We start from the raw sequence: 23,236 nt of genomic DNA, 5'->3' as shown, positions 1-23,236 counted from the left end.
TCCACGCCCCCGTGCAGGGGGCGACCGAGGTCGAGCGGCTGACGCAGTGCCTTGCAAAATCGCTTCAATCCACGCCCCCGTGCAGGGGGCGACGGATGGCCGACTTCGGGCCGGCCCTTGGGGACGTGCTTCAATCCACGCCCCCGTGCAGGGGGCGACGTCACGGTACTAGCCGTTCCGTTTAACATAAGCGGCTTCAATCCACGCCCCCGTGCAGGGGGCGACTCACATACTGCCATCGCAGGCGCATTTCCCTCTCGGCTTCAATCCACGCCCCCGTGCAGGGGGCGACAGGGCGATGACGTTGAGCGCGCCGGCGGTGTTGGGCTTCAATCCACGCCCCCGTGCAGGGGGCGACGTGGCGTCGATCCGGTCAACGTGGCCGGACAGCTCGCTTCAATCCACGCCCCCGTGCAGGGGGCGACCGTGTCGTGCGTCATTGCTTCGTGACCTTGTGAGCTTCAATCCACGCCCCCGTGCAGGGGGCGACAGGCCAGAAGCGGCAACGCTGCCAACAAGGACCGGCTTCAATCCACGCCCCCGTGCAGGGGGCGACAAACCTCATGCTCGGCGTCGGGCGTGTAGGCCAAGGCTTCAATCCACGCCCCCGTGCAGGGGGCGACTTGATCTTCTCGCCAACGCGCCGGGGCGCATAGACGCTTCAATCCACGCCCCCGTGCAGGGGGCGACTGTCTGCTGGCGGCCCTGTTGTGTCGCGGTTCAAGCTTCAATCCACGCCCCCGTGCAGGGGGCGACTTGATCTTCTCGCCAACGCGCCGGGGCGCATAGACGCTTCAATCCACGCCCCCGTGCAGGGGGCGACTGTCTGCTGGCGGCCCTGTTGTGTCGCGGTTCAAGCTTCAATCCACGCCCCCGTGCAGGGGGCGACATGCCCGGCGGACGGAGTTGTCGTTGCGAACAGTGCTTCAATCCACGCCCCCGTGCAGGGGGCGACTCCCGCGAGGGGCCGGTTTCACAACACGCAACGCAGCTTCAATCCACGCCCCCGTGCAGGGGGCGACAGTCCAAGACCCTGACCATGGCCGTCATGGTGCTCGCTTCAATCCACGCCCCCGTGCAGGGGGCGACCCAAAATCCGTCTGATCTGGGATTCGCTGAGGCCGCTTCAATCCACGCCCCCGTGCAGGGGGCGACGCGAGGACTGTTGTGGGGCAATGTGGCAATGGGGAGCTTCAATCCACGCCCCCGTGCAGGGGGCGACTCCCGGCTTTGGCCGCCTATACCGAGGCGGCACAGCTTCAATCCACGCCCCCGTGCAGGGGGCGACCGACGAGATGGGCGAACTACTGGACGAGCTCAAGCTTCAATCCACGCCCCCGTGCAGGGGGCGACGCATGGGGCCCGCCTAGTCGGTCGCGGAGACGGTGCTTCAATCCACGCCCCCGTGCAGGGGGCGACGTTTGGCTATTGTTCAGCCGGTCGGGAGATGGACGCTTCAATCCACGCCCCCGTGCAGGGGGCGACATAAGCTCGGCCCATTGTGCCGTTTGCAGCGCCTGGCTTCAATCCACGCCCCCGTGCAGGGGGCGACCCTGATCGTCCGTGATATTCATGGCCGGCATGGTGCTTCAATCCACGCCCCCGTGCAGGGGGCGACACAACAAAGAGGTTTTGCGATGGACCAATTAAGCGCTTCAATCCACGCCCCCGTGCAGGGGGCGACAGGCGCGCGATGCAAAAGCCGCCCCGTCAGACGGAGCTTCAATCCACGCCCCCGTGCAGGGGGCGACCGACCCACTTTGCTTTCGCTGTTTTCGTTACAGAGCTTCAATCCACGCCCCCGTGCAGGGGGCGACATACGCCACTGGCTTCGTAAGAGGTGGGGGAACAGCTTCAATCCACGCCCCCGTGCAGGGGGCGACCCGCGCAGATGGTCGATCTCGTCACAGAGAGATTGCTTCAATCCACGCCCCCGTGCAGGGGGCGACCCGCGCGGCTTCGCAGTCCGGCAACCAAGAGCTTTTGCTTCAATCCACGCCCCCGTGCAGGGGGCGACCATGATCTTCTGGAGATCGTCCACGGTCAATTTGCTTCAATCCACGCCCCCGTGCAGGGGGCGACCGGCCGAGTCCATCGAAGACACCATCAAGTCGCTGCTTCAATCCACGCCCCCGTGCAGGGGGCGACTCGCCCAGCTCGGGCGAAAGCTGGCGCAGCAGCCTGCTTCAATCCACGCCCCCGTGCAGGGGGCGACACGACTGCTCCATGGGGCTACGGACCTGGGCAAGGGCTTCAATCCACGCCCCCGTGCAGGGGGCGACCGCGGCGGTCCTTTTCCCGGGCCAGCTTGGTGGGCTTCAATCCACGCCCCCGTGCAGGGGGCGACTCCAGCCTTTCCAGCGTCGTCGATGCCTTGGATGCTTCAATCCACGCCCCCGTGCAGGGGGCGACTTGCGGATCAGGTAGCCCGTCGAGCGACTGCGATTTGCTTCAATCCACGCCCCCGTGCAGGGGGCGACCTGACGCCGTTTCGCGTGGGTTACGAATGGGTGGGGCTTCAATCCACGCCCCCGTGCAGGGGGCGACTCAAGCTGGGCTGCTCGTAGCCCCATTCCCGTGACGCTTCAATCCACGCCCCCGTGCAGGGGGCGACTGGGCTACGCTTCCTCGGCCGGCAGTTGGACGTTGCTTCAATCCACGCCCCCGTGCAGGGGGCGACGGCCTGCCGTGGCGTCGTGGGGTAAACTATGGGTAGCTTCAATCCACGCCCCCGTGCAGGGGGCGACCGTTCCTGCCCCTTGTCCAGACTGGTTACTGCGGCTTCAATCCACGCCCCCGTGCAGGGGGCGACCCCAAATTTTGAAAGATCGTGTCAATGTTAGACTTGCTTCAATCCACGCCCCCGTGCAGGGGGCGACACGCGGCGCGCCAGTACATGCCGTTTTCGGACGCGCTTCAATCCACGCCCCCGTGCAGGGGGCGACCTGGTGTTGTCGGAGCCGTGACGGCCCTGGCCTTGCTTCAATCCACGCCCCCGTGCAGGGGGCGACGCGGCGCTCGAAGTCGGTGGTCATCTGCGCCCCCGGCTTCAATCCACGCCCCCGTGCAGGGGGCGACACCTGCATATGCTCACAATGCGGGCACGGGATGTGGCTTCAATCCACGCCCCCGTGCAGGGGGCGACCTACGCCCAGGTCGAGAACCGCCAGACCGAGACCGCTTCAATCCACGCCCCCGTGCAGGGGGCGACCGCGCTCTTGCCAAGCCCAGGCGCGCCCCAGATGCTTCAATCCACGCCCCCGTGCAGGGGGCGACATTACATGCCGGCGGCCAAAGAGTGCCGCCGCGAGCTTCAATCCACGCCCCCGTGCAGGGGGCGACTCGCCGTCGCCGACCAGGGCGACCGGATAGCCCGGGCTTCAATCCACGCCCCCGTGCAGGGGGCGACCGGCCCGCAGCGGACGCTTCTGCGGTTGGTACAAGCTTCAATCCACGCCCCCGTGCAGGGGGCGACCGAGACTCACAACACCACCCCCTCGCGCAAGGTGCTTCAATCCACGCCCCCGTGCAGGGGGCGACCTTTGTCTGGTGCAGAGGTCGCTCGCCTCTTGCGCGCTTCAATCCACGCCCCCGTGCAGGGGGCGACACGAGGTCGCGGTGTCGGGGGTTGGCCGCCATGAGCTTCAATCCACGCCCCCGTGCAGGGGGCGACAACGGTCCAGCCCCTGCAGCCCCTGGGACAGCTGGCTTCAATCCACGCCCCCGTGCAGGGGGCGACGTTATGCCGGTTGCCAGGTCCGCCGTTGTAGGCGCGCTTCAATCCACGCCCCCGTGCAGGGGGCGACTCATGACCGGCGGCGACTTCACAAATGATGCGGAGCTTCAATCCACGCCCCCGTGCAGGGGGCGACATCGTCGGCCTTGCCGTGGGAGTTGTCCGTGAAGGGCTTCAATCCACGCCCCCGTGCAGGGGGCGACGGCCGATTTCTCAACGCCAAGGGGCAAGTGAAAGGGCTTCAATCCACGCCCCCGTGCAGGGGGCGACCGAGCACCACAAGGCGTCCAGGGTGATGGCCATGGGCTTCAATCCACGCCCCCGTGCAGGGGGCGACTGTAGGGCCGAGAATACCCCGCTATTGCTCAGTTGGCCAGCCGCGTTTCGAGGATGGCGACAAAACCAACAAACAACACTCGGCCTCATTCAAACAAGTAAATTTTAACATATGTTATCATTATGTTACTAAATCGAGCACCTCCCCGGAAAACACTGTGCGCTCCGGGTCCTCGAAAACGAACAAACGGGCGGCACCGACATACCCGCGACATCAACGATCCTTGACGCGCATGGAACTTTGCCGGACACGGACTGCCCACTTGCCACCCCGGACCAACAGTTCACAAAATCAATGGCCCCTGCGGATCATAGCCGGGCTTGGCCCCCACATGCTCAACGCGATTCTTCCAATTGGCTCCCAGAAAATAGAACCGAAGACTGTCTTTCCCCGGGTCCATGCACGCCACCAGATTCCCCCGCAGCGCCACCCACTGGGCCGGGTCCACCACGCACTCGAAAACCGAATACTGCACCCGCTGCCCCCAGTTCTCGCAGTGCCGCGCGATCTTGCGCAGCCGGCGGCGACCGGCCGCGTCCTGCGTGTTCACGTCATAGCTGACTAAAACCAGCATGGCTTCACCGGATCACAAAAGGCGGATAGGCGTCCAGATCGCCGCGCAGATAGCGGGCCAGCAAGCGCGCCTGGCAGTGATAGAGCAACCCCGTCGCCATTTTTTCCTGCAAAAAGGGATGCTCGACGGTCTCCTGCTTGCGCTCCTGCCACGCGGTCAGCACCTCCTTGCGAGTGGCGTCGTCCATGATGACGGCCCCGGATTCCGTGTGTTTGAAACCCTTGGCCTTCACCTGCCCTCTATTGATGAGGGTGCAGGCCAGACGATCCGCCAGATAGGGGCGAAACTCCTCCATGAGGTCCAGGGCAAGACTCGGCCGGCCCGGCCGGTCGCGGTGCAGGAAACCCACCGCCGGATCAAGCCCACAGCTTTCCAGCGCCCCGCGCACATCATGGACCAGCAGCGTATACAGAAAGGAAAGCAGACAGTTCACGGCGTCCAGCGGCGGACGCCGGTTGCGCCCGGCGAAGCGGAAAGCCGGATCGGCGTTGCGAATGAGCTTGTCGAAGACGCCGAAGTAGGCCTGTCCGGCCTCGCCCTCAATGCCGCGCACCACGTTGAGCGGCAGCGGTTCGCGCAGCCGCCGCAGACACTGGACCAGCCGATCCGCTGCCCCGTCGAGTTCCCGGCTCGGTCGCTCACGAGCAGTGCGCAGCAACACGGTGCGGCAGTTGGCGATTTTCCCGATCACCATGGACGCGGCGATGGACGCACTTGCGTCCTCATTGTCAGCCCGGCGATACTGCTCGCGCCGCAGCAGCACATTGCCGCTGACCGGGCCGTGCATGGCCGCGAGGAATCGCCCGTTTTGGGTCAGCCACGACACCGTGACGCCGTTTTTGGCGCAGTGCCCCAGCAGAAACGGACTACAGGAAATCTGGCCGAACAGCACCAGTCCGCCCAGGGTATGGATGGGCACCTTGCCCTTGAGGACGTCGCCTTGATGCACGGCCACGCATTCGCCGTCCTTGGCGAGGTAGCTTTCCTGGGTGGTGACGAACAGGGTGTTGAGCAGCGGCTTCATGCGCCCTCCAGCACGGATTGCAGATAGCGGGCGGCGGATTTTCGCGGCACAAGCGGCAGGCACTCATCCTGCAACGAGCAGGCCGGGCAGATGGCGTTGGCGATTTCCAGCGCAGGCGGAGGCGGCGTTTTACCCTGGCGCATGAGGTCGTGTACGGCCTCGACGGTGCGGCGGGTTTCCTCCCGCAGCGCCTCGTCCAGCGCAACAACCTGACGCCTGCGAGTTTTGCCGTAGAAAAGTGCGCCTTCGGGGATGGCGACATGCAGCATTTCTTCCAGGCAAAGCGCCTGGGCGCAAAGCTGTATGCGGTCGGCGGCGTGGCTTTTGGGGCGGCCGCGCTTGTATTCCACGGGATACGGCTGCCAGTTCCCGTCGCGGCGGTGAAACTCCACCACATCGGCCTGCCCTGTCAGGCCGAAGCGAAGGGAGTGCAGCAGGAGTCCAGTGACGATTTTGCGGTCGCCCCGGCTTTCGGTCGCGGCGTCGTGGGCTTTTTCGTGCAGTTGCCGGCCCTCGGCAGTGTAGACGTTCTCCGTCCAGAGCTGTTCCAGATGGATGAGCGCGCACTGCCGGGGGCAGTACAGATAGTGCTGCAACGCCGAGATGGGGATGGGGTCGGTTGGGGGATGGTGATGCATGGCGGTTTCTCCAAAGAGATATAGGCCCCCTCCCTAAGAAGGGGGCCTCCCCAACATCACGCTGACATCTCCATACACGCTTCAATCCACGCCCCAGGAGGAGCGACAAAAACCGAGAGATCAAAGGGCCTGCCCCGTCCGTTGACAAACGGGGCAGGCATAACATATTATTAAAACAGGGAACTAAGGAAATTCTTCCGGTGCACCCCGTCAAGATTGCCCCGAAGACTCCTCAGGCTACCCAGGCGATTAAGGCGAACAATTCCATTCCCTGCTATGGATTGTTCGCCTTAATTTATTATGACATGCATCTTTTCAGCCTCCTGAGCCAGACTTTCCGGGCCGCCTTTTGGCGGTACCCGTGAACAACATGTATGGGTTTCTCCGAACCCCGTCAAGACTTCAGTGTAAGGAGATGTCAGAAGGAAAACCCACAGACCTAACAGAGGAGGCCTATTGGACTAAAAACCTTCCAATACATCCGCCTTCAGCCCCGGCGTGGCCTCGCCGTCAAGCACGTAGCTGCCGTCGGGGTTGACCGTGAGGCTCCTGTGCACCCGGGCCGACGAATACTGCCCAGATTTGCTGGCGTGCTGCCACCACAGGACATGATTGACGGCCATGCTGCCTTCCGGGCGGGCCGAGGAGGCGTCGTTCTCAAAAAGTCGGGGCAAGATGGCCTTGAGGACCGCCGCGTCCTCGTCGCTGAAGCCCGTGCGCTCGGCCAACTGGGGGTTGATGCTGCCGTAAAACACGTACACGCCTTTATCGACGCGGTGCTTCATGCCCATGGTGTCCGAGCCGCGTTTGGTGCCGTCGCCCTCGCTGCTGACGCTCTTGGTGATCTGGATGCTGGCCACGCTGACCGGCTCCACGCTAAAGGCGGCGTGGAGGCTCACCGGGCCGCGCACGGCAATGGACACACCGGCGGCATCGCCATCCTTGCCAAAGGCGAAAAGCTGCCCAAAGGCACGCACGTCGAACCACTTGGCGCAGGCTTTCTTGGCGGTCTCTTCCTTGCTGCACTTCTTGGGGTTGAAGGCGTCCTTGCCAAGGCCGTGCTCGGCGGATTCCGCCCGTTCCTTGAGCGAGACCATGCCGTCGAGCTTGCGGTCGTCGGACTGCACGAACACGCGCTGTCCCTCCCCCATCTCCATGAGCCGATCACGAATCTTGCGTTTGAGGCAAACATCGCTGATTTCGCCGTAGCCGTCATAGTCCGTGCGGGGTCGGTTGCCGTTGAGCGGATCGCCGTTGGGATTGGCACGGTTCACGGTGAGGATGACGGCGAAGTCGATCTTGTGTTGCAGGCTCATGTTACGCTCCTTCCTGAGTATGTTCTTCGGGTGCGGCGTCTTTCTCGGACTTGGTGTAAAAAGCCGACATCTGGCAGTGGTAGCCCAGCAAAAATTCCCCGCTGAGCTTGGCCGGCGACTCGAACGCCTCCGGCGAAAACTTGTCGCAAATCTCCCGCAGAATCTTCTTGGCGCGCCCAAGAAGCCCCGCAGAGGAACTATTTTGCAGCCGCTGCATATAGGGCGCAAGCGACAACTCCAACTGTCGCCATGTTGCATAGGGATGGTCGGCAAAACGCTGGATGAGGCGTTCCGCGTTGGTGGCGCGCTTTTCGCCGGCCTGCTGCAGCGCCGTACGCTCGATGTACTCCGCCACCGCAAGCAACCGTCCGTAAAGATAGTCACGAGAGTCGATACTTTCGTCCAGGGCCATGTCGAACCTCTTTTCGTGAAAATTAATGGCGCGGTAACCTTTATACATGGCGCAGGCCACGCCCAACACCTCGGGCCATTCCCAGTCTTCCAGCGCCGCGCGGTTGCAGGCCCGGCGCACGCACCCTTCCACAAGATCGCGCGGCAAGTGCGCGCCATCCACTATGCACGGCAGCAGCCGTTCCACCGTCGCCTTGCGCAGCGTATCGTCAACGCGCCGGCCGTAGGCCACCCGGGCGATGGTTTCCGGCAGCGGCGCATAGGCGGCGTACACCGTACGCTTGTGCTTTTTGCCTTTCCCCTTCTCCTCGTCGGGCAGCCGCACCGGCAGCACCCAGGCGCAATTTTCCTGCCACGCTTCCAGATTCCCCAAATATTGTTCCAACATCTGCTCACGATAGAACGTCACGGAAAGCCGGCCCGGGCTGGCGGCATCCAACGCCATAATCGCGACGCCATCGGTGTCCTTGAGGTCGGCCTTATAGCCGGCCAAGGCTTTGCGCAGCCTTTGCGCAAACAAAAGTCCCATGTTCGGGGGCGGAGCTTTGGGCTGCGCCTCCACCGCCACAGCTTCGGACGAGGCCGGCGCATCGTCGCGCATGAGGTCCTCATCATTGATGCCGTCAAGCAAGTTTCCGCAAGGATTGGGCACCCGTGCGCCGCTCACGGCCCAGGCCACGACGGCTTGCTCGCCATTGCGATACCCCTGCCGGGCAATGAGCCAGCGCAAGGCGTTATGGGCCTTGTGGCTCGTTTCGTAGCCCACGGTGCAGGCCTGTTCCGGTTCTTCAAACCGCCCACGGAAGGTGAAATTCGCGGCGTCGTTGGAGGAAATGAGCTTGGCCCCGTCCCCGGGCCGACGGATATTGCGCGGATGATTTGTTGCACACGCCACAACATCCCCGGAAACCATGCACAGCCCGTTGCCCTTCTCTTGTTGCGCATCAAAGAGCATCCACTGCTTTTGCAGCTCCTGATTACCCCAGGTCCTGTCTTCCAAGACATCGCCAACAACTTTCCAGCAGACGATAGCATCCCCCTGGTCAAAAAGTTTGGTCTTCTGATCTTTTTGAATACTCTTGAAAATCCCACTCTCTTCATCTACCGGCTTTGTTAGAAGTTCCCCCGACGCATCGACCTGAAGAATGCCTGACGTTACAAGATCGGTAACAAGTGTCCCTTTTTCAATATACTTCTTAACAGCCAAAACCATTGGGTGTGTAAATTCCGAATCGCTCCACTTTGTCAAAAGATCAAAGTATGCTTCGAAACCACCCTTGAAGGTTTCCGCCTTTTTACCTTTGTAATCCTTGGCGCAATAATGAATCTTATCAATGAGTGGGTGCGGGGCAACCTTTGCGCCGGCTCTTCCTGCCGATGCTTCCGTAGCAGGAATAATCAACTGCGATTTTCGCGGCAGCAATTCCGCCCGATGGAATTTTCCTTCGCTGTCCAGCGTCACGCAAATATGCGCCTGCTGGCTCGTATGGCTCACCGGCATGAGTGCCGGCGCTTCCTGGCCGCCGTCTTCAGCCTGGGGCGGAGCGGTGTAGTCAATCTCACGCGAGCAGGCCTCGTAGGTCTCAAAAAGCTTCTGCATCCAGCTCACAGCGTCCCCCCTTGCGGTCCGTCGCCTCCGAGCAGGGTCCGCGCATCCGGGTAGGCGGCTGTCTCCGGCTCCAGCAACAAGCGGCGCAACTCCTCCTCGTCGCAGCCCGCGAAATTGCGCTCGGGATGAAACGCCTTGGGCGTCATGGCCCGGATGTCCTTGCGCAAAAGCGACGGATCGTCCGGTCCGGGAAATTCGATGACGCCCTTTCGCATGACGGGCTTCCAAAACCGCGCCCCGAAACGCTCGCCACCGGTTTCGTCTGGATAGTCGAAACCGTGAAACATCAGGCCAAAGGCCAATTCGTCCAGATCGTCATACGCCCCCGGCCCTTCCCCGAACACGCAAGGCTCAACATAACCCTGGCAGTCGCGCGTGCCGAGAAAAACGTCCTGCCTGCCGCCGCGCGCCACCATGCGCCGGGCGATCTCGTAATGCTTGCCGTCAATGCGGTCTCCTGCCAGCTCCGGCCGATGCTCGTTCCAGACAAAACGGGCCTGAACTTGGTACTCCACGTCGGCAAGATAGGTGTAGATGGACAGATCATTGCCGCCTGTTGTGGGCCGAATGGGTTTGACGCCCTTTGTCTGGGTGCGAAACGGCCGCAACACGCGCACCTTCTCGATGATCCAGATGAAAGTGGGCTTCCAATAGACGGATTTGGCGATACCCTTGAGGGCTTCGTAGGTGGGAATGTGGTAGGAACATTTTTCGCCCCCCACCCGGGTGACCGGATCGGAGAACAGGGCGTATCGCCCAGATGCGACAAAGGAAATATCGTTTTTCACACCATCCTCCTGACTACATGTCGGTAAACCCGAGACGGGACGTCGGCTGCGTCACCACCCCCATCGCATCGCAATAGAAGTTCTCTCTGAGCGCATACATACCGCTGTCCTGAACAGGATAGAGCGCATTGGCTGCATGGAGCGCTCTTTCCATATTTGGAAAAACATTGACGCAATAGCGTTGCGCTTTTCGCAACAATTCCTTTTTACGCCACAAAATATCCGAGGAACAAAGATCGTCGATGATTTGCTTACCTTCGCCGTAAGGAACCAGAATGCTCGTTGCCGCCGAATCGATGGCCTTGAAGTGTTTGGCCGCCATAGCGAACGACTGGCCCAACATAGGGGCGAGGCTCTTTTCCGTTACGGATTTGTTGCTGCCGAGCATATCCAACAGGTTGTTGCCGCCTTTATCAAGAGCGTACGACATGACGTGGGCCTTGCGGTGATAAAAATGCTTAAAATACCCCTCGGTCAGGAGCGGCTGGGTCAGGTCGTAATCTGAATCCTCAAGGGCTTTGGCATAGTTCAAACGCACGGCGTCCAAGAAGACATCGCGCCCGTCCTTGATGTCCCGCAGACAATCCAGGTTTTCCGCGTCGCCATCCACAAGCACCACATGCACCCTCCCCCGCTCGCCCTCGCCGTGACGGTTGCAGCGCCCGGCTGCCTGCAGGATGGAATCCAACCCCGCCGCCAGACGAATCACGGATCGGAAGCTGATGTCCACCCCACATTCAATGAGCTGTGTGCTGACGCACAGCACCGGCCGCCCGGCGTCCAGATCCGCGCGCATGGCCTCAAGCCGTGCCATGCGGTGGGCCGGGCAAAGGTTGGTGCTGAGGTAATACCGCCGAAGGCCTTCCCCCTCAGGGCACAGCGAGTAGAGCGTTTCCGCTATTTTCTTGGTGTTGCAGATCACTAGGCAGGAGCCGCTCCCGTCCAGTTCTTCCCGGGCCAGCTCAGCCACCGCTTCGACGCTCAGGCGCTTGGAGCAATGATCGATAAAATCAGTGCGCCGCAGTTCGCGAAACAAGCCAGACACGTCGGGCATGATTTCCCGCTCCGGCCCGAGGTTCAAACTGCCAAGCAGCGGCCTGGGCAAATCACCCAAGCGCGGCTGGGTGGCGGTGCACAGCATGGCCGACGCGCCACATTGGCCCACCAGAAAGTCCACGGCATTACAAAACAGGCGCAGACAACGCACCGGCACGGTCTGCACTTCGTCAAAAACAATAACGCTGCGGGCCAGATTGTGCATACGGCGGGCATGGCGCGTGCCGGAACCGAACAGGCTTTCCAGAAACTGCACCATGGTCGTAAAAACTACCGGCGCGTCCCAGTTTTCCGCGAGCTTTTCCCACCGCTTGACCGCGCCTTCGTCATCGGTGTCGGCGTCCGGCAGAAAGTTGGAATGGTGCTCCAACACTATAGAGCCGGGCATCTCACCCTGTTCCAGTATCTGGCGGGCCACAGCGGCGTTCTGATCGATGATGGAAGTATAGGGAATGACGTAGATGACCCGGTCCAACTTATGTTTTTGCGCGTGCAGCAGGGCAAAACGCAGACTGGCCAGGGTCTTGCCGCCGCCCGTGGGCACGGTCAGGGTAAAAAGGCCCTGGTCATCGAGAGCCCGACGGGCGCAGTGGTCCGCGATCTCGCGCCGCAAAAGATCGATGGGATGGCGCGGCTCCTTCGCCGCCAGGGCCGCTTCCAGACGCGGCGCAAGCACATCCCAGGGACGGCGCGGCGAATCCTCGCGCAACCGCTTGAGCTGCGGGTCCTCAAATTCCGCGCTGTCCGTTCGGTCCGCGTCCAGCAGACAGCTCAACAGGAATTTGGCCAATAGCCCCTGCTGAAAATCGCGACTGTTCTCGTTATCCAATATATCCTGGCGGTCGGAACCAACAGGGCATTTGTCCTCTACCCTTTTATGCAGTCCCCCAAAAACCCCAAGCACTTCCCGCGCCAGGGGGGGTGACAGCAGACCAGCGATTTCGGCAGCCAAAGAAGGATCGCAAGCCCGAACGCATTGATCGTGATGCGTCTTTTCCTCACTCCTCGCCATATAGTCGTCGGCAAAGACGTCCCGTTTATTTTGGTCTAGGCAGTCTTTGAGACAGGAATGATGTGAAATAATGCAAATAGCCAGCATTTGCGACATAGATTGTACTTTAGACTTATTGATCAAGCGCCGCCAAATGTACTGCCCCCCGGCAAAAGCATGATTGATCTTGCCTTTATTCGCAATCGGGTCAATGTAGTCAGGATCACCGGGCTTTATGCAACCGGCAGCCGACAGAATGTATCGTTGAAACATGCCTGAATACTTGCCGAAATCGTGCAACAACCCCACAAGACGTCCAGCCAGCGGCATGCCTGCCTTGGCCGCGAAGCATTCCGTCAACGCCGCCACATCGCGCAGATGCGACTCCAGCGTCTGTATTTGAAAAGAGGAAGTCCCCTGCTGGCCGCGAACATGGGCAACATGGATATTTTGAGAATTGCACATAAACATGCCTTATTGAAATCATCAAAAGTCAACCCTGCGACCACGCGATCACACATGGCTTTCGAAAATGAGCATGGATGTTTGTAATTCAAAACCAGATTGAATATCAATATAAAAATAAATTTTATCGTCAACAAGATGGAGAGCACAGCGAAAGGCAACGCGGCAGTGGTCCACAATGCCTGACCAATCGCTCTCCCGGGCTAAATGTTGATTCCAATCCGCCTATCACTCTCTACATCTGGGGGACACATGGGGGACAAAATCTTCATCCAAAGCAAAAGGGGTTGGACCTCATCAGTCCAACCCCTTGAATTTTATGGTGCTCCCGGCGCGAATCGAACGCACGGCCTATCGCTTAGGAGGCGATCGCTCTATCCTACTGAGCTACGGGAGCCGCTCGACATATGAAACGATATTCATTCTTCCTTCAGCTTGCCCCGAAACTGCGTCCGGGGCAGAAGGCCATCTTGCTTATTTCACTGACTTTTTCAAGATGACAAAATTGCCGCGTCATAGCTTTTGCCGGCAATTCAGCCAATTGACGCGCGACGAACAAACTTTACTATTTACCTCGCGAACGCTTGTCAAGAAAGGCTCGGCAAACCACACGGCCGGTCGCTGCCGCCGCTCCCGGGAAAAGGCGCGCAATGCCGGCCGCGGTTTACTTCGGAAGAAACTGGCGTATACAGGGACAAATTCCCTACGCGCCGCAAAGAAAGCTCAACGGCAAAAGCCATGGACGCCCCGCGATCCCTCGCCGGCGCCCAGCAACACAGGAGTTCCCCATGGCAAGACGCCTTCTCGCCACCACCATCGCCACCCTGTCCCTCCTCGCCTGGACCGCCATGGCCCAGGCCCGCGTCCCCCTGCCCGACATCACCGAACTCGTCGACAAGGACGGCCCCGCCGTCGTCAACATCTCCACCACCAAAACCGTCAAGGCCCAGGAAGGCATGCGCGAACTCTTCCAGAGACGCGGCGGCCAGGGCGGCCCCATGGACGAATTCTTTGAGCAGTTCGAAAAGCACTTCGGCCCCCAGGGACGCGGCGGCGGCAAGGGCCAGAAGCAGCGCTCCATGGGTTCGGGATTTGTCATCTCCGCCGACGGCTACATCGTCACCAACAACCACGTCGTGGACGGCGCGGACGAGGTGAAGGTGCAGTTCAAGAACAACGAAAAGCCCCTGCCCGCCAAGATCATCGGCCGCGACGCCGAAACCGACCTGGCGCTTTTGAAGATCGAGGGCAAGTCCGGCCTGCCCTATCTGGAATTCGGCGACTCCGGCAAGCTCAAGGTCGGCGAATGGGTGTTGGCCATCGGCAACCCCTTTGGCCTGGAAAATACCGTGACGCTGGGTATCGTCAGCGCCAAGGGCCGCATCATCGGGGCCGGCCCCTTTGACAACTTCATCCAGACCGACGCCTCCATCAACCCCGGCAACTCCGGCGGGCCGCTCATTGACCTCGACGGAAAGGTCGTCGGCATCAACACCGCCATCGTGGCCTCGGGCCAGGGCATCGGCTTCGCCATCCCCTCCAACATGGCCAAGGACGTGATCGGCCAACTGCGCGACGGCAAGAAGGTCCAGCGCGGCTGGCTTGGCGTCTCCATCCAGGACATCGACGAAAACACCGCCAAGGCCCTGGGCCTGGATTCCACCAAGGGCGCGCTCATCTCCTCGGTCATGGAAGGCCAGCCCGCGGCCAAGGCCGGCATCAAGACCGGCGACGTCATCACCTCCGTGGGCGGCCAGAAGGTCGACAACGCCAATGATCTGCTGCGCCGCGTGGCCGCCATCCGCCCGGGCGAATCGGCCGAGTTCGTGGTCATGCGCAAGGGGTCGCCCGTCACGGTCAGCGTCACCCTGGGCGAGCGCGACGCCAAGAAGCTGGCCCAGGGCGGCCGCGGCCAGGGAGACGAGGACGACGCCGCCGGCGAGGACGCCTCGGCCTCGGCGCTGGGATTGTCCGTGCGGGCTCTGGCCCCCAAGGAAGCCAAGGCCATGGGCATGGACAAGGCCCAAGGCGTGCTGATAACGGAAGTGGCCGACGGCTCCGAGGCCGAGCAGGCCGACGTCCGCCCGGGCGACGTGATCCTTGAGGTCAACCAGCGCCCGGTGACCTCCCCCGAGGAGTTCAAGAAGATCGTCGGCGAGGACGGCAAGAAGAAGGGCGTGGTGATGCTGCTTATTAAGCGCCAAAACCAGACCGTCTTCCGCACCGTGCCCCTGGCCGACGCCAAGTAACACCGCCGCAACAACACCGCCCCCCGGCTTCGGCCGGGGGGCGCACAGGCAACACCCATGGCGTCTTTCCCCTGCCCTATCGAGGAAACCCTCCTGCCCGTGCCCTGCAAGGTTAATCTGCGCCTGGCCGTGGGCGCGCGGCGGCCCAACGGCTACCACGACATCGACACCTTTTTCCTGCCCCTGCCCGAACCGGCCGACGTCCTGCGTCTGCGCCGCTTCGACGGCCCCGGGGACATTGATCTGCAGTGTTCCGATCCCGAGCTTGAAACCGACGACAATCTGGTCGTTCGGGCCTACCGGGCCTACGCTGCGGCCACGGGCTACGCCCCGCGCCTGGAAGTCCATCTGGCCAAGCACATTCCCCACGGAGCCGGCCTTGGCGGCGGCTCGTCCGACGCCGCCGTCATGCTGCGCTATTTGAACGACCGGGCCGGCGAGGCCGCCCTGTCGCCCGTGGACCTGGCCGCCCTGGCCCTGACCCTTGGCGCGGACATCCCCTTTTTCCTGCTCGGCGTCCCGGCCGCCGCCACCGGCGTGGGCGAGGCGCTCATCCCGGCCGATCCCGGATTGGCCGGCTGGTGCGCCGTGGTGGTGTGCCCAGAGGCCCACGTCAAGACGGCCTGGGCCTACGCCGCCCTGGACGCCTCCCGAGCCTTGCCGCAAAAACCTGGGGCAAACCTCTTGACAACTGCTTTTGACGCCAATAAAAGGGCGTTTTGCGTCACCGGTGCGCCCATGCGGAACGATTTTGAAACCGTCGTTTTCGCGGCCCACCCCGAACTGGGGCGGGTCAAGGAGCGCCTGCTGGCCCTGGGGGCGGCGGGCGCGCTTTTATCGGGCACGGGGTCGGCGGTGTTCGGGCTTTTCCGCAAGCGCCAGACAGCCACGTTGGCCCTGGCCATGCTCACCGGAAGCGGCCCGCGCGCCTATCTCGCGCCGCTGTGACGCGCACGGCCCTCGGGGCCGCACGGCCGGTCCGCCGTTACGGACCATTTTCATGCTGGGGCGTCGCCAAGTTGGTAAGGCACGGGGTTTTGGTCCCCGCATTCGTGGGTTCGAGTCCTACCGCCCCAGCCAGTTTTTTTCCGACACCACCCGGTCCCTCCCGGACCGGCACAGCACCCGAGGCTTCGCACATGGCGCAAGGCGATCTGAAAATCCTCACCGGCACTTCCAATCCCGGGCTGGCCGAGGCCATCTGCGACCATCTTGGCTGCACCCTGCTGCCGGCCAAGGTCGGCACCTTCAGCGACGGCGAAATTCGCATCGAGGTCGGGGCCAACGTGCGCGGCTCGGACATCTTCGTGGTCCAGTCAACCTCGTACCCGGTCAATTACAACCTCATGGAACTGTGCCTGATGCTGGACGCCTTAAAGCGCGCCAGCGCCCGGCGCGTCACGGCGGTGGTGCCCTACTACGGCTACGCCAGGCAGGACCGCAAGGTCGCGCCCCGCGCGCCTATAAGCGCCAAGCTCGTGGCCGATTTCCTGACGGTTGCCGGCATGAACCGCCTGCTCACCATCGACCTCCACGCCGGTCAGATCCAGGGCTTTTTCAACCTGCCCGTTGACAACCTGTTCGCCGCGCCCATCATGGCCGAATATTTCAAGGATTTCTCCGGCCCGGGCCTGTGCGTGGTTTCCCCGGACGCCGGCGGCGTGGAACGCGCCCGGTCCTTTGCCAAACGCCTCGGCGCGACCCTGGCCATTATCGACAAGCGCCGCGACGCCCCCAACCAGGCCCAGGCCATGCACGTCATCGGCGACGTCAAGGACAAGCTGTGCGTGGTGCTCGACGACATGATCGACACCGCCGGCACCATGTGCCAGGCCGGCGTGGTGCTGCTGGAAAACGGGGCTCGCGAGGTCATGGCCACGGCCACACATCCGGTGCTGTCCGGCCCGGCCATCGAGCGCCTGGAAAATTCGCCCTTTACCCAGATCGTGACCACCAACACGATTCCCCTTAACGACAAAGCCAAGGCCTGCTCCAAGATCAAGGTGCTCTCCATCGCGGGGCTTTTGGCCAAAGCCATCCACAATATCCACACCGAGTCCTCGGTGAGCGTGCTGTTCACCTAACAGGGCGACGCACGGCCGGCCGAAAAAACCATGTTTCGCCCCAGGGCGCAAAGGAGATACCCGATATGAGTCAGACCCAGTCCCTCGCCGTCAAGACCCGCGCGGGCCTCGGCAAAGGCGCCTGCCGCAAGCTGCGCGCAGACGATATGGTCCCCGGCGTTTACTACGACGCCCAGGGCGTCAACGTTCCGGTCATGGTCGAGCACCTGCCCCTGCAGAAGCTGTATTCCAAGATCGCCTCCTCCCACGTCTTCGATCTCCAGATCGAAGGCGACGCCGGCGCCGAGACCAAGCCCGCCCTGGTCTGGAAGGTCGAGCACCATCCGACCAAGCCCCGCATTACCCATGTCGATTTCTACGGCGTGGATCTGACCAAGGAAATCCAGGTCCGCGTGCCCGTCGAAGTGGTGGGCAAGTCCAAGGGCCAGGTCAAAGGCGGCCTGCTGGAGATCTACCGCGAGTCCATCGAGGTCATCTGCCTGCCCCTGGCCATCCCGGACAAGGTTGTCCTGGACATCGCCAATGTGGACATCAACGAGAGCATCCAGATCGCTGACGTCGTCCTGCCCGAGGGCGTCAAGGCCGTCTACGACAACAACTATGCCGTCATCGGCGTCCTGGCCAGTGCGGCCGAGGCCGCCGGCGAAGGCGCCTAGCCTTCGCCAGGTTTCGTTTTCGCGTCTGCGGCGGGGTGCGTTTTCCGGCGCGCCCCGCCTCTTTTCACGCGAAAGCCCCTTGGTTTCCCACCTGCCATGGCCGTTTCCGCCATCATCGTGGGCCTGGGCAATCCCGGGCCGAGATACGCCGCCACCCGACACAATTTCGGATTCATGGTCCTGGACGCCCTCATGGAGCGCGCCCGGCAGCTTGGCGGCGCGCCCAAGGCGACGCTGACCGGCCGCAAGGATCTCGAAGCCGCCACCGTCTCGTTGCCGGTGCTGCCTGGCGGGGCCTTTGCCCAGTTCGCCTGCGTCAAGCCGCTCACGTTCATGAATTTAAGCGGCCGGGCCGTGCGGGCCGCCCTGGATTTCTACAAACTGGCCCCCACCGATGTCTTTGTCCTGCACGACGAGCTTGATCTGCCCTTGGGGCGCATGCGCCTCAAGCGCGGCGGCGGCAACGCCGGCCACAATGGGCTCAAGTCCATCAACCAGGAACTGGGCAGTCCGGAGTTCGTACGCCTGCGCCTGGGCATCGGCCGTCCCGAGGGCCGCGATGTGGCCGGGTATGTGCTCGAAACTTTTCGCGCAGATGAAACGCCCGTGGTGCGCAAGGTCACGGCCGCGGCCGTGGACGGGATCATGGCCTTTTACGAGGACGGGCTGGAAACGGCCCAGCGCCGCGTGGGCGGCTTTGACGCCGTCCCCCCGCCGCCGCCCCAGCCGTAGCCCGCCCCCTTACCCAACGCTTCGCGCACCTTGCACGCGTGAGCCGTGATTTTTCTATAATGAAGACGGCAGGTTCTCCACAAGACACGCTCGAATACGGCGGGCCGTCCGATGTTTTGCCCCGGACATGCGGTTAAAACTCGCATTTTTGCAAATCCCCGTTCGTTACGCCCCGGCCCGGGGCAGCCGTCTTGGCGGCCTGCAACCCTTATGGGACGCGGTTTTCCGGCCGTCGGCGGAATCCATGGACACAAGGGGACAAGTACGCTATTTTGCATTGAAGACGGCACAGGCGCAGTGTTTGGCATGCGTCTGGCCGGGAGGAGTCCCACGGTGTTTTCCGAGGAGCAGCTAGTCGTTTATCCGGCCCAGGGTGTGGGCAGGGTCGAACGGATCGAGACCCAGGTCATCGGGGGCGCCTCGGCCGACTTTTTCATTGTGCGCATCTTAAGCAACAATGTCACCTTGATGGTGCCGGTGAAAAACGCCGCCAACGTGGGGCTGCGGCCCCTGTGCACGGCCGAACAGGGCGCGGCCATCATCGAATCCCTCAAGGACCGCTCCGACTTCACCGGCTACACCGGGCAGAACTGGAACCGCCGCTACCGGGAGTATTCCGAGAAGCTCAAAAGCGGCGATCTGGCCGACGTGGCCTACGTGCTCAAGGAGCTGTTGCTCATTGGCCAGAACAAGGAACTGTCTTTTGGCGAGCGCCGGCTCCTCGAACAGGCCACCAGCCTGCTCACCCTGGAACTGGCCTTGGCCCTGGACAAAGACCAGCAGGACATCAAGGACGTGATAAACGAGATATTCGCCGACGTCCTGCAACCCAAACCCGAAGAATAGGACCACGATCCCAAGACTTTGGGCCGTCATGGGCCGACCCGCCCTTGACACCCCCGCGAAAAAGTATATGGATCGTTCCAGGCCGTTGCCGGCCTATCCTCCACTTGCCTTGGCCCCCGTAACATAGCGAGTCGCCCGCTCCTCCATAGGGGCGCGGACGTGACGAACTCACGCTGCATCGGGTTTTCACACACTATCAATATGCGCATTTCCGCGCCGGGCTATTTCTGTGAGCAATGCACCCAAACGCCGCGGGCGAAATCCTCAGCCGGCCCCTGCACCCGTGCTTTCCGATCCCATCGAAAGCGACGACATCCTGCAACCCGCCGCTGTAAAGTCCAGTCTCATGGAGGGCAACTCCATGAACCTTTCCGAGCTCAAGCTCAAAAGCATGCCCGAGCTCATGGACCTGGCGGTCCAGTACAACGTCGAAAACCCCAACGGCATGCGCAAGCAAGAGCTTATTTTTGCTCTGCTGCAGAGCTGCGCCTCCCAAAACGGGGCCATCTTCGGCGAAGGCGTACTGGAGATACTGCCCGACGGCTTCGGCTTCCTGCGCTCGCCCATGTACAGCTACATGCCCGGCCCGGATGACATCTATATTTCCCCCTCCCAGATCCGCCGGTTCGGCCTGCGCAAGGGCGACGTCATCTCCGGCCAGATCCGGCCGCCCAAGGAAGGCGAGCGCTACTTCGCCTTGCTGCGGGTCGGCGAAATCGGGTTCGCGCCTCCCGAAGCCTCACGAAATCTCGTGCTCTTCGACAACCTGACGCCCCTGTATCCCGACAAGCGCTTCGTAATCGAAAACGGCGCTGAAAACTATTCCTCCCGAGTCATCGATCTCCTCGCCCCCATCGGCCACGGCCAGCGCGGCATCATCGTCGCCCCGCCCCGCACCGGCAAGACCATGCTGCTCCAGACCCTGGCCAACTCCATCAGCGCCAACCGCCCCGACGTCTTTCTTATCGTGCTGCTCATCGACGAACGCCCCGAGGAAGTCACGGACATGGAGCGCACGGTCAAGGCCGAGGTCGTCTCCTCCACCTTTGACGAGCCGCCCCAGCGCCACGTCCAGGTCGCCGAGATGGTCATCGAAAAGGCCAAGCGCCTGGTCGAACGCAAAATCGACGTGGTGATCCTGCTCGATTCCATCACCCGCCTGGGCCGCGCCTACAACGCCGTCACCCCGTCCTCGGGACGTGTGCTCTCCGGCGGCCTCGACGCCAACGCCCTGCAGCGGCCCAAGCGCTTTTTCGGCGCGGCCCGCAACATCGAAGGCGGCGGCTCGCTGACCATCATTTCCACGGCGCTTATCGACACCGGCTCCCGCATGGACGAAGTCATTTTCGAAGAGTTCAAGGGCACCGGCAACATGGAAATCTACCTGGACCGCCATCTGTCCGAGAAGCGCGTCTTCCCGGCCATCGACATCAACCGGTCCGGCACCCGCAAGGAAGAGTTGCTCCTGGACCCCGACGTCCTCAACCGCGTCTGGATCCTGCGCAAGCTCCTGGCCCCCATGAGTCCCATCGACTCCATGGAGTTTCTCCTGGGCAAGATGCGCGGCACCAAAAGTAACCGCGAGTTCCTCGACCTCATGAACCGGTAGACCGCCGGTTCCCCACTGCCGAAGACAAAGGCGGATCGCTTACGAGGCGGTCCGCCTTTTTTGCCGCCTTGGCCCGGCCAGGTTTTCTTCAGGGTTGTTCACCCAAACCCGCCGCCTCTTTCCTTCCCGGCCGGTTGGGCGTATAGGCCGGCCATGGACGCCCCAAGCTTGCATCGCCGGCCGGGCGCACCCCGGCGGCTGGCGGCGACCCTGGTCGCCATTTGGCTCATCATCTCCCTGCTCGCCCCATCCTTGGTCCAGGCCTCCTTCTTGTCGTTTGACCTCAAGGACGAACGGGAACTCGGCGAGAAATTCAACATCATGATCCGATCCCGGATGCCGCTTATTGAGGACACCGAGATCAACGACTACGTCACTGGCCTGGTGGACCGGCTGACCAGGGCCATGCCGCCCCAGCCCTTCCCCTTCACCGTCGGCATCATCAACAACAACGCCGTCAACGCCTTTGCCGGACCGGCCGGCTACGTCTTCGTCTTCACCGGGCTGATCCTCCAGATGGAGCACGAGTCCGAGGTGGCCGGCGTTTTGGCCCACGAACTGGCCCACGTCAGCCAGCGCCACATCGCCAAGCGCGTGGGCGAGATGAAGCTGTTGTCCCTGGGCCAGCTTGTCGGCGTCCTGGCCGGCGTGGTCCTGGGTTCGACCACCGGCAACCAGGACCTCGGCTCCCTGGTGGCCGTGGGCTCCCAGGCCGCCACGGCCCACGCCTACCTCAAATACTCCCGCGACGACGAACGCGAGGCCGATCAGGTCGGCATGAACTATCTGGTCGCCGCCGGCTATCCGCCGGGCGGGCTGGTGGAAGCCTTCGAAACCATGAAACGGATGCGCTGGATGCAGGGTGGCGGCGTCATCCCGACGTACCTCAGCACCCACCCCGGCCTTGAGGAACGCATGGGCTATCTCAAGGACCGGGTGAAGATGCTGCCCAAGGACGTCCAGGACCGCAAAAACAACGACGCCGCCTTCAAACGCGCCCAAATGCTGGTGCGCGCCCGCTACACCGACGCCAAAAACGCCGTGGCCTATTTCCGCAAGCTCGGCGACAAGATGACTTGCCTGGACAAGCTCGGCCTGGCCATCGCCCTGTCGCGTTCCCTGGAGGACGTGGGACAGGCCCGGGCCGCCTTTGACGAGGCCGTGGCCTGCGCCCCGAATGATCCGCTGGTCCTGCGCGAGACGGGCCGCTACTATCTCAAGGTGCGCGATTTCGCCCGGGCCAAAAGCCTGCTCGAAGCGGCCCTGCGCCAAAACCCCACCGACATCGACGCCAATTTCGAATACGGCCGGATGCTGGCCCAGGAAGGCAAGCCGGCCCAAGCCGTGGCCTATCTGGAAAAAGTCCGCCAGCGGGTGCCGGAAAACGCCGAAATCCGATCCATCTACGGCCAGATACTGGGCCAATCCGGCGACCTCTTCCACGCCTATCTCCAGTTGACCTACGCCGCCGTCTACGACAACAATCCCCCCCAGGTGAAGTTCCAGCTGGGCAAGGCCAAGGCGGCGGCCAAGACCGACGCCGACCGGCGCGAGCTGGCCAAGCTTGAAGAAACCATCAAGAAACGCTCCGAATTTTGGAAAAAAAGGATCATGGAATGAACGACTCGCTGCTCGTGCGCCTGCCCAAGGGCGAAGACCTGCTGTCCGCCCTGGTGGCCATCTGCCTGGAAAAAAACATCACCAAAGGCCACGTGAGCCTGATTGGCGCCCTGGAAAAAGCCGAACTCGGCTACTATCCCCAGGACACCCGCAAATACGTCACCCACACCCTCAATGAAGGCACGGAAATCCTGGCCGGCCTGGGCAACGTGTCCCTCAAGGACGGCCAGCCCATCATCCACCTGCACCTGACGCTGCTTAAGGGCGATTTCACCATCACCGGCGGCCACGCCATGCCCGGCAACATCATCTTCGCCGGCGAAGCCTGCATCACCCCCATCGAAGGCGCCCGCCTGCACCGCGGCCTCGACGCCGCCACCGGCCTGCCCCTGTGGGATCAGACCGGGATGTAGTGAAGGGAAAAAGGAAGAATAAGAGGAAGATGCCTCCGGCGGCCGGGAGGGGCTCAGCCCCTCCCGGACCCACCCGAAAGGG

At 62.4% G+C, this 23,236-nt stretch carries 16 protein-coding genes, 2 tRNA genes and 1 CRISPR repeat array (1 of these 19 running past the window's edge); of the genes, 10 read left to right on the top strand and 8 right to left on the bottom strand.

The window, feature by feature from the left end; translation table 11 throughout:
- A CRISPR array of direct repeats spans positions 1–4,073; the repeat unit is 32 nt; unit sequence GCTTCAATCCACGCCCCCGTGCAGGGGGCGAC (it extends 1,799 nt beyond the left edge of the window).
- Positions 4,074–4,356: 283 nt separating this feature from the next.
- From cas2 to C3Y92_RS07180, 8 genes are all read right to left on the bottom strand, one after another.
- Entirely contained in the window at positions 4,357–4,647 is a 291-nt protein-coding gene (gene cas2 / locus C3Y92_RS07215) for a CRISPR-associated endonuclease Cas2 (protein ID WP_024825924.1), read from the bottom strand.
- 4 nt (positions 4,648–4,651) lie between these two features.
- Positions 4,652–5,671, bottom strand: a complete 1,020-nt coding sequence (gene cas1c, locus C3Y92_RS07210; protein WP_129351155.1) for a type I-C CRISPR-associated endonuclease Cas1c — start codon at positions 5,669–5,671, stop codon at positions 4,652–4,654.
- On the bottom strand, positions 5,668–6,309 hold the full coding sequence (gene cas4, locus C3Y92_RS07205; RefSeq protein WP_129351153.1) for a CRISPR-associated protein Cas4: 642 nt from the start codon (positions 6,307–6,309) through the stop codon (positions 5,668–5,670). Before cas4 ends, cas1c begins: the two co-directional genes overlap by 4 nt.
- 461 nt (positions 6,310–6,770) lie before the next feature.
- On the bottom strand, positions 6,771–7,625 hold the full coding sequence (gene cas7c, locus C3Y92_RS07200) for a type I-C CRISPR-associated protein Cas7/Csd2 (protein ID WP_129351151.1): 855 nt from the start codon (positions 7,623–7,625) through the stop codon (positions 6,771–6,773).
- Between the two features lies 1 nt (position 7,626).
- Entirely contained in the window at positions 7,627–9,636 is a 2,010-nt protein-coding gene (gene cas8c, locus C3Y92_RS07195; protein WP_235669692.1) for a type I-C CRISPR-associated protein Cas8c/Csd1, read from the bottom strand.
- A 5-nt stretch (positions 9,637–9,641) separates the two neighbouring features.
- Positions 9,642–10,433: a type I-C CRISPR-associated protein Cas5c gene (cas5c, locus tag C3Y92_RS07190; RefSeq protein WP_129351147.1), complete on the bottom strand. Its 792-nt coding sequence runs from the start codon at positions 10,431–10,433 to the stop codon at positions 9,642–9,644.
- Positions 10,434–10,446: 13 nt separating this feature from the next.
- Entirely contained in the window at positions 10,447–12,945 is a 2,499-nt protein-coding gene (gene cas3, locus C3Y92_RS07185; RefSeq protein WP_165352078.1) for a CRISPR-associated helicase Cas3', read from the bottom strand.
- A 320-nt stretch (positions 12,946–13,265) separates the two neighbouring features.
- Positions 13,266–13,342, bottom strand: a tRNA-Arg gene (locus C3Y92_RS07180).
- A 391-nt stretch (positions 13,343–13,733) separates the two neighbouring features.
- Here C3Y92_RS07180 and C3Y92_RS07175 point away from each other — a divergent pair.
- The 10 genes from C3Y92_RS07175 to C3Y92_RS07130 all read left to right on the top strand — a co-directional run bounded on the left by C3Y92_RS07175 (position 13,734) and on the right by C3Y92_RS07130 (position 23,154).
- Positions 13,734–15,194 carry a DegQ family serine endoprotease gene (locus tag C3Y92_RS07175; protein ID WP_129351143.1) on the top strand — a complete coding sequence of 487 codons (1,461 nt, stop codon included), beginning with the start codon at positions 13,734–13,736 and terminating at the stop codon, positions 15,192–15,194.
- A 57-nt stretch (positions 15,195–15,251) separates the two neighbouring features.
- A complete protein-coding gene (gene ispE / locus C3Y92_RS07170) occupies positions 15,252–16,142 on the top strand; it encodes a 4-(cytidine 5'-diphospho)-2-C-methyl-D-erythritol kinase (RefSeq protein WP_129351141.1) in 891 nt (296 codons plus the stop codon).
- A 56-nt stretch (positions 16,143–16,198) separates the two neighbouring features.
- Positions 16,199–16,274: transfer RNA gene (locus tag C3Y92_RS07165), tRNA-Gln, on the top strand.
- A gap of 59 nt (positions 16,275–16,333) precedes the next feature.
- Complete coding sequence (locus tag C3Y92_RS07160; RefSeq protein WP_006919326.1) at positions 16,334–17,278, top strand: ribose-phosphate diphosphokinase; 945 nt, start codon at positions 16,334–16,336, stop codon at positions 17,276–17,278.
- Positions 17,279–17,343: 65 nt separating this feature from the next.
- Positions 17,344–17,934, top strand: a complete 591-nt coding sequence (locus C3Y92_RS07155; protein ID WP_129351139.1) for a 50S ribosomal protein L25/general stress protein Ctc — start codon at positions 17,344–17,346, stop codon at positions 17,932–17,934.
- 96 nt (positions 17,935–18,030) lie between these two features.
- Entirely contained in the window at positions 18,031–18,666 is a 636-nt protein-coding gene (pth, locus tag C3Y92_RS07150) for an aminoacyl-tRNA hydrolase (protein WP_129351137.1), read from the top strand.
- Positions 18,667–18,999: 333 nt separating this feature from the next.
- On the top strand, positions 19,000–19,512 hold the full coding sequence (locus C3Y92_RS07145; protein ID WP_006919329.1) for a CarD family transcriptional regulator: 513 nt from the start codon (positions 19,000–19,002) through the stop codon (positions 19,510–19,512).
- Positions 19,513–19,873: 361 nt separating this feature from the next.
- Entirely contained in the window at positions 19,874–21,121 is a 1,248-nt protein-coding gene (gene rho, locus C3Y92_RS07140) for a transcription termination factor Rho (RefSeq protein WP_015861600.1), read from the top strand.
- Between the two features lie 153 nt (positions 21,122–21,274).
- The gene (locus C3Y92_RS07135) at positions 21,275–22,741 is read left to right on the top strand and encodes a M48 family metallopeptidase (RefSeq protein ID WP_129351135.1); all 1,467 of its coding nucleotides are present in this window, start codon (positions 21,275–21,277) and stop codon (positions 22,739–22,741) included.
- The gene (locus C3Y92_RS07130) at positions 22,738–23,154 is read left to right on the top strand and encodes a PPC domain-containing DNA-binding protein (RefSeq protein ID WP_129351133.1); all 417 of its coding nucleotides are present in this window, start codon (positions 22,738–22,740) and stop codon (positions 23,152–23,154) included. Before C3Y92_RS07135 ends, C3Y92_RS07130 begins: the two co-directional genes overlap by 4 nt.
- Positions 23,155–23,236 lie beyond the last annotated feature (82 nt).

Source organism: Solidesulfovibrio carbinolicus, from assembly GCF_004135975.1.
GTDB classification, from domain to species: Bacteria; Desulfobacterota; Desulfovibrionia; order Desulfovibrionales; family Desulfovibrionaceae; genus Solidesulfovibrio; species Solidesulfovibrio carbinolicus.
This window is presented reverse-complemented; position numbering and strand designations above follow the sequence as displayed.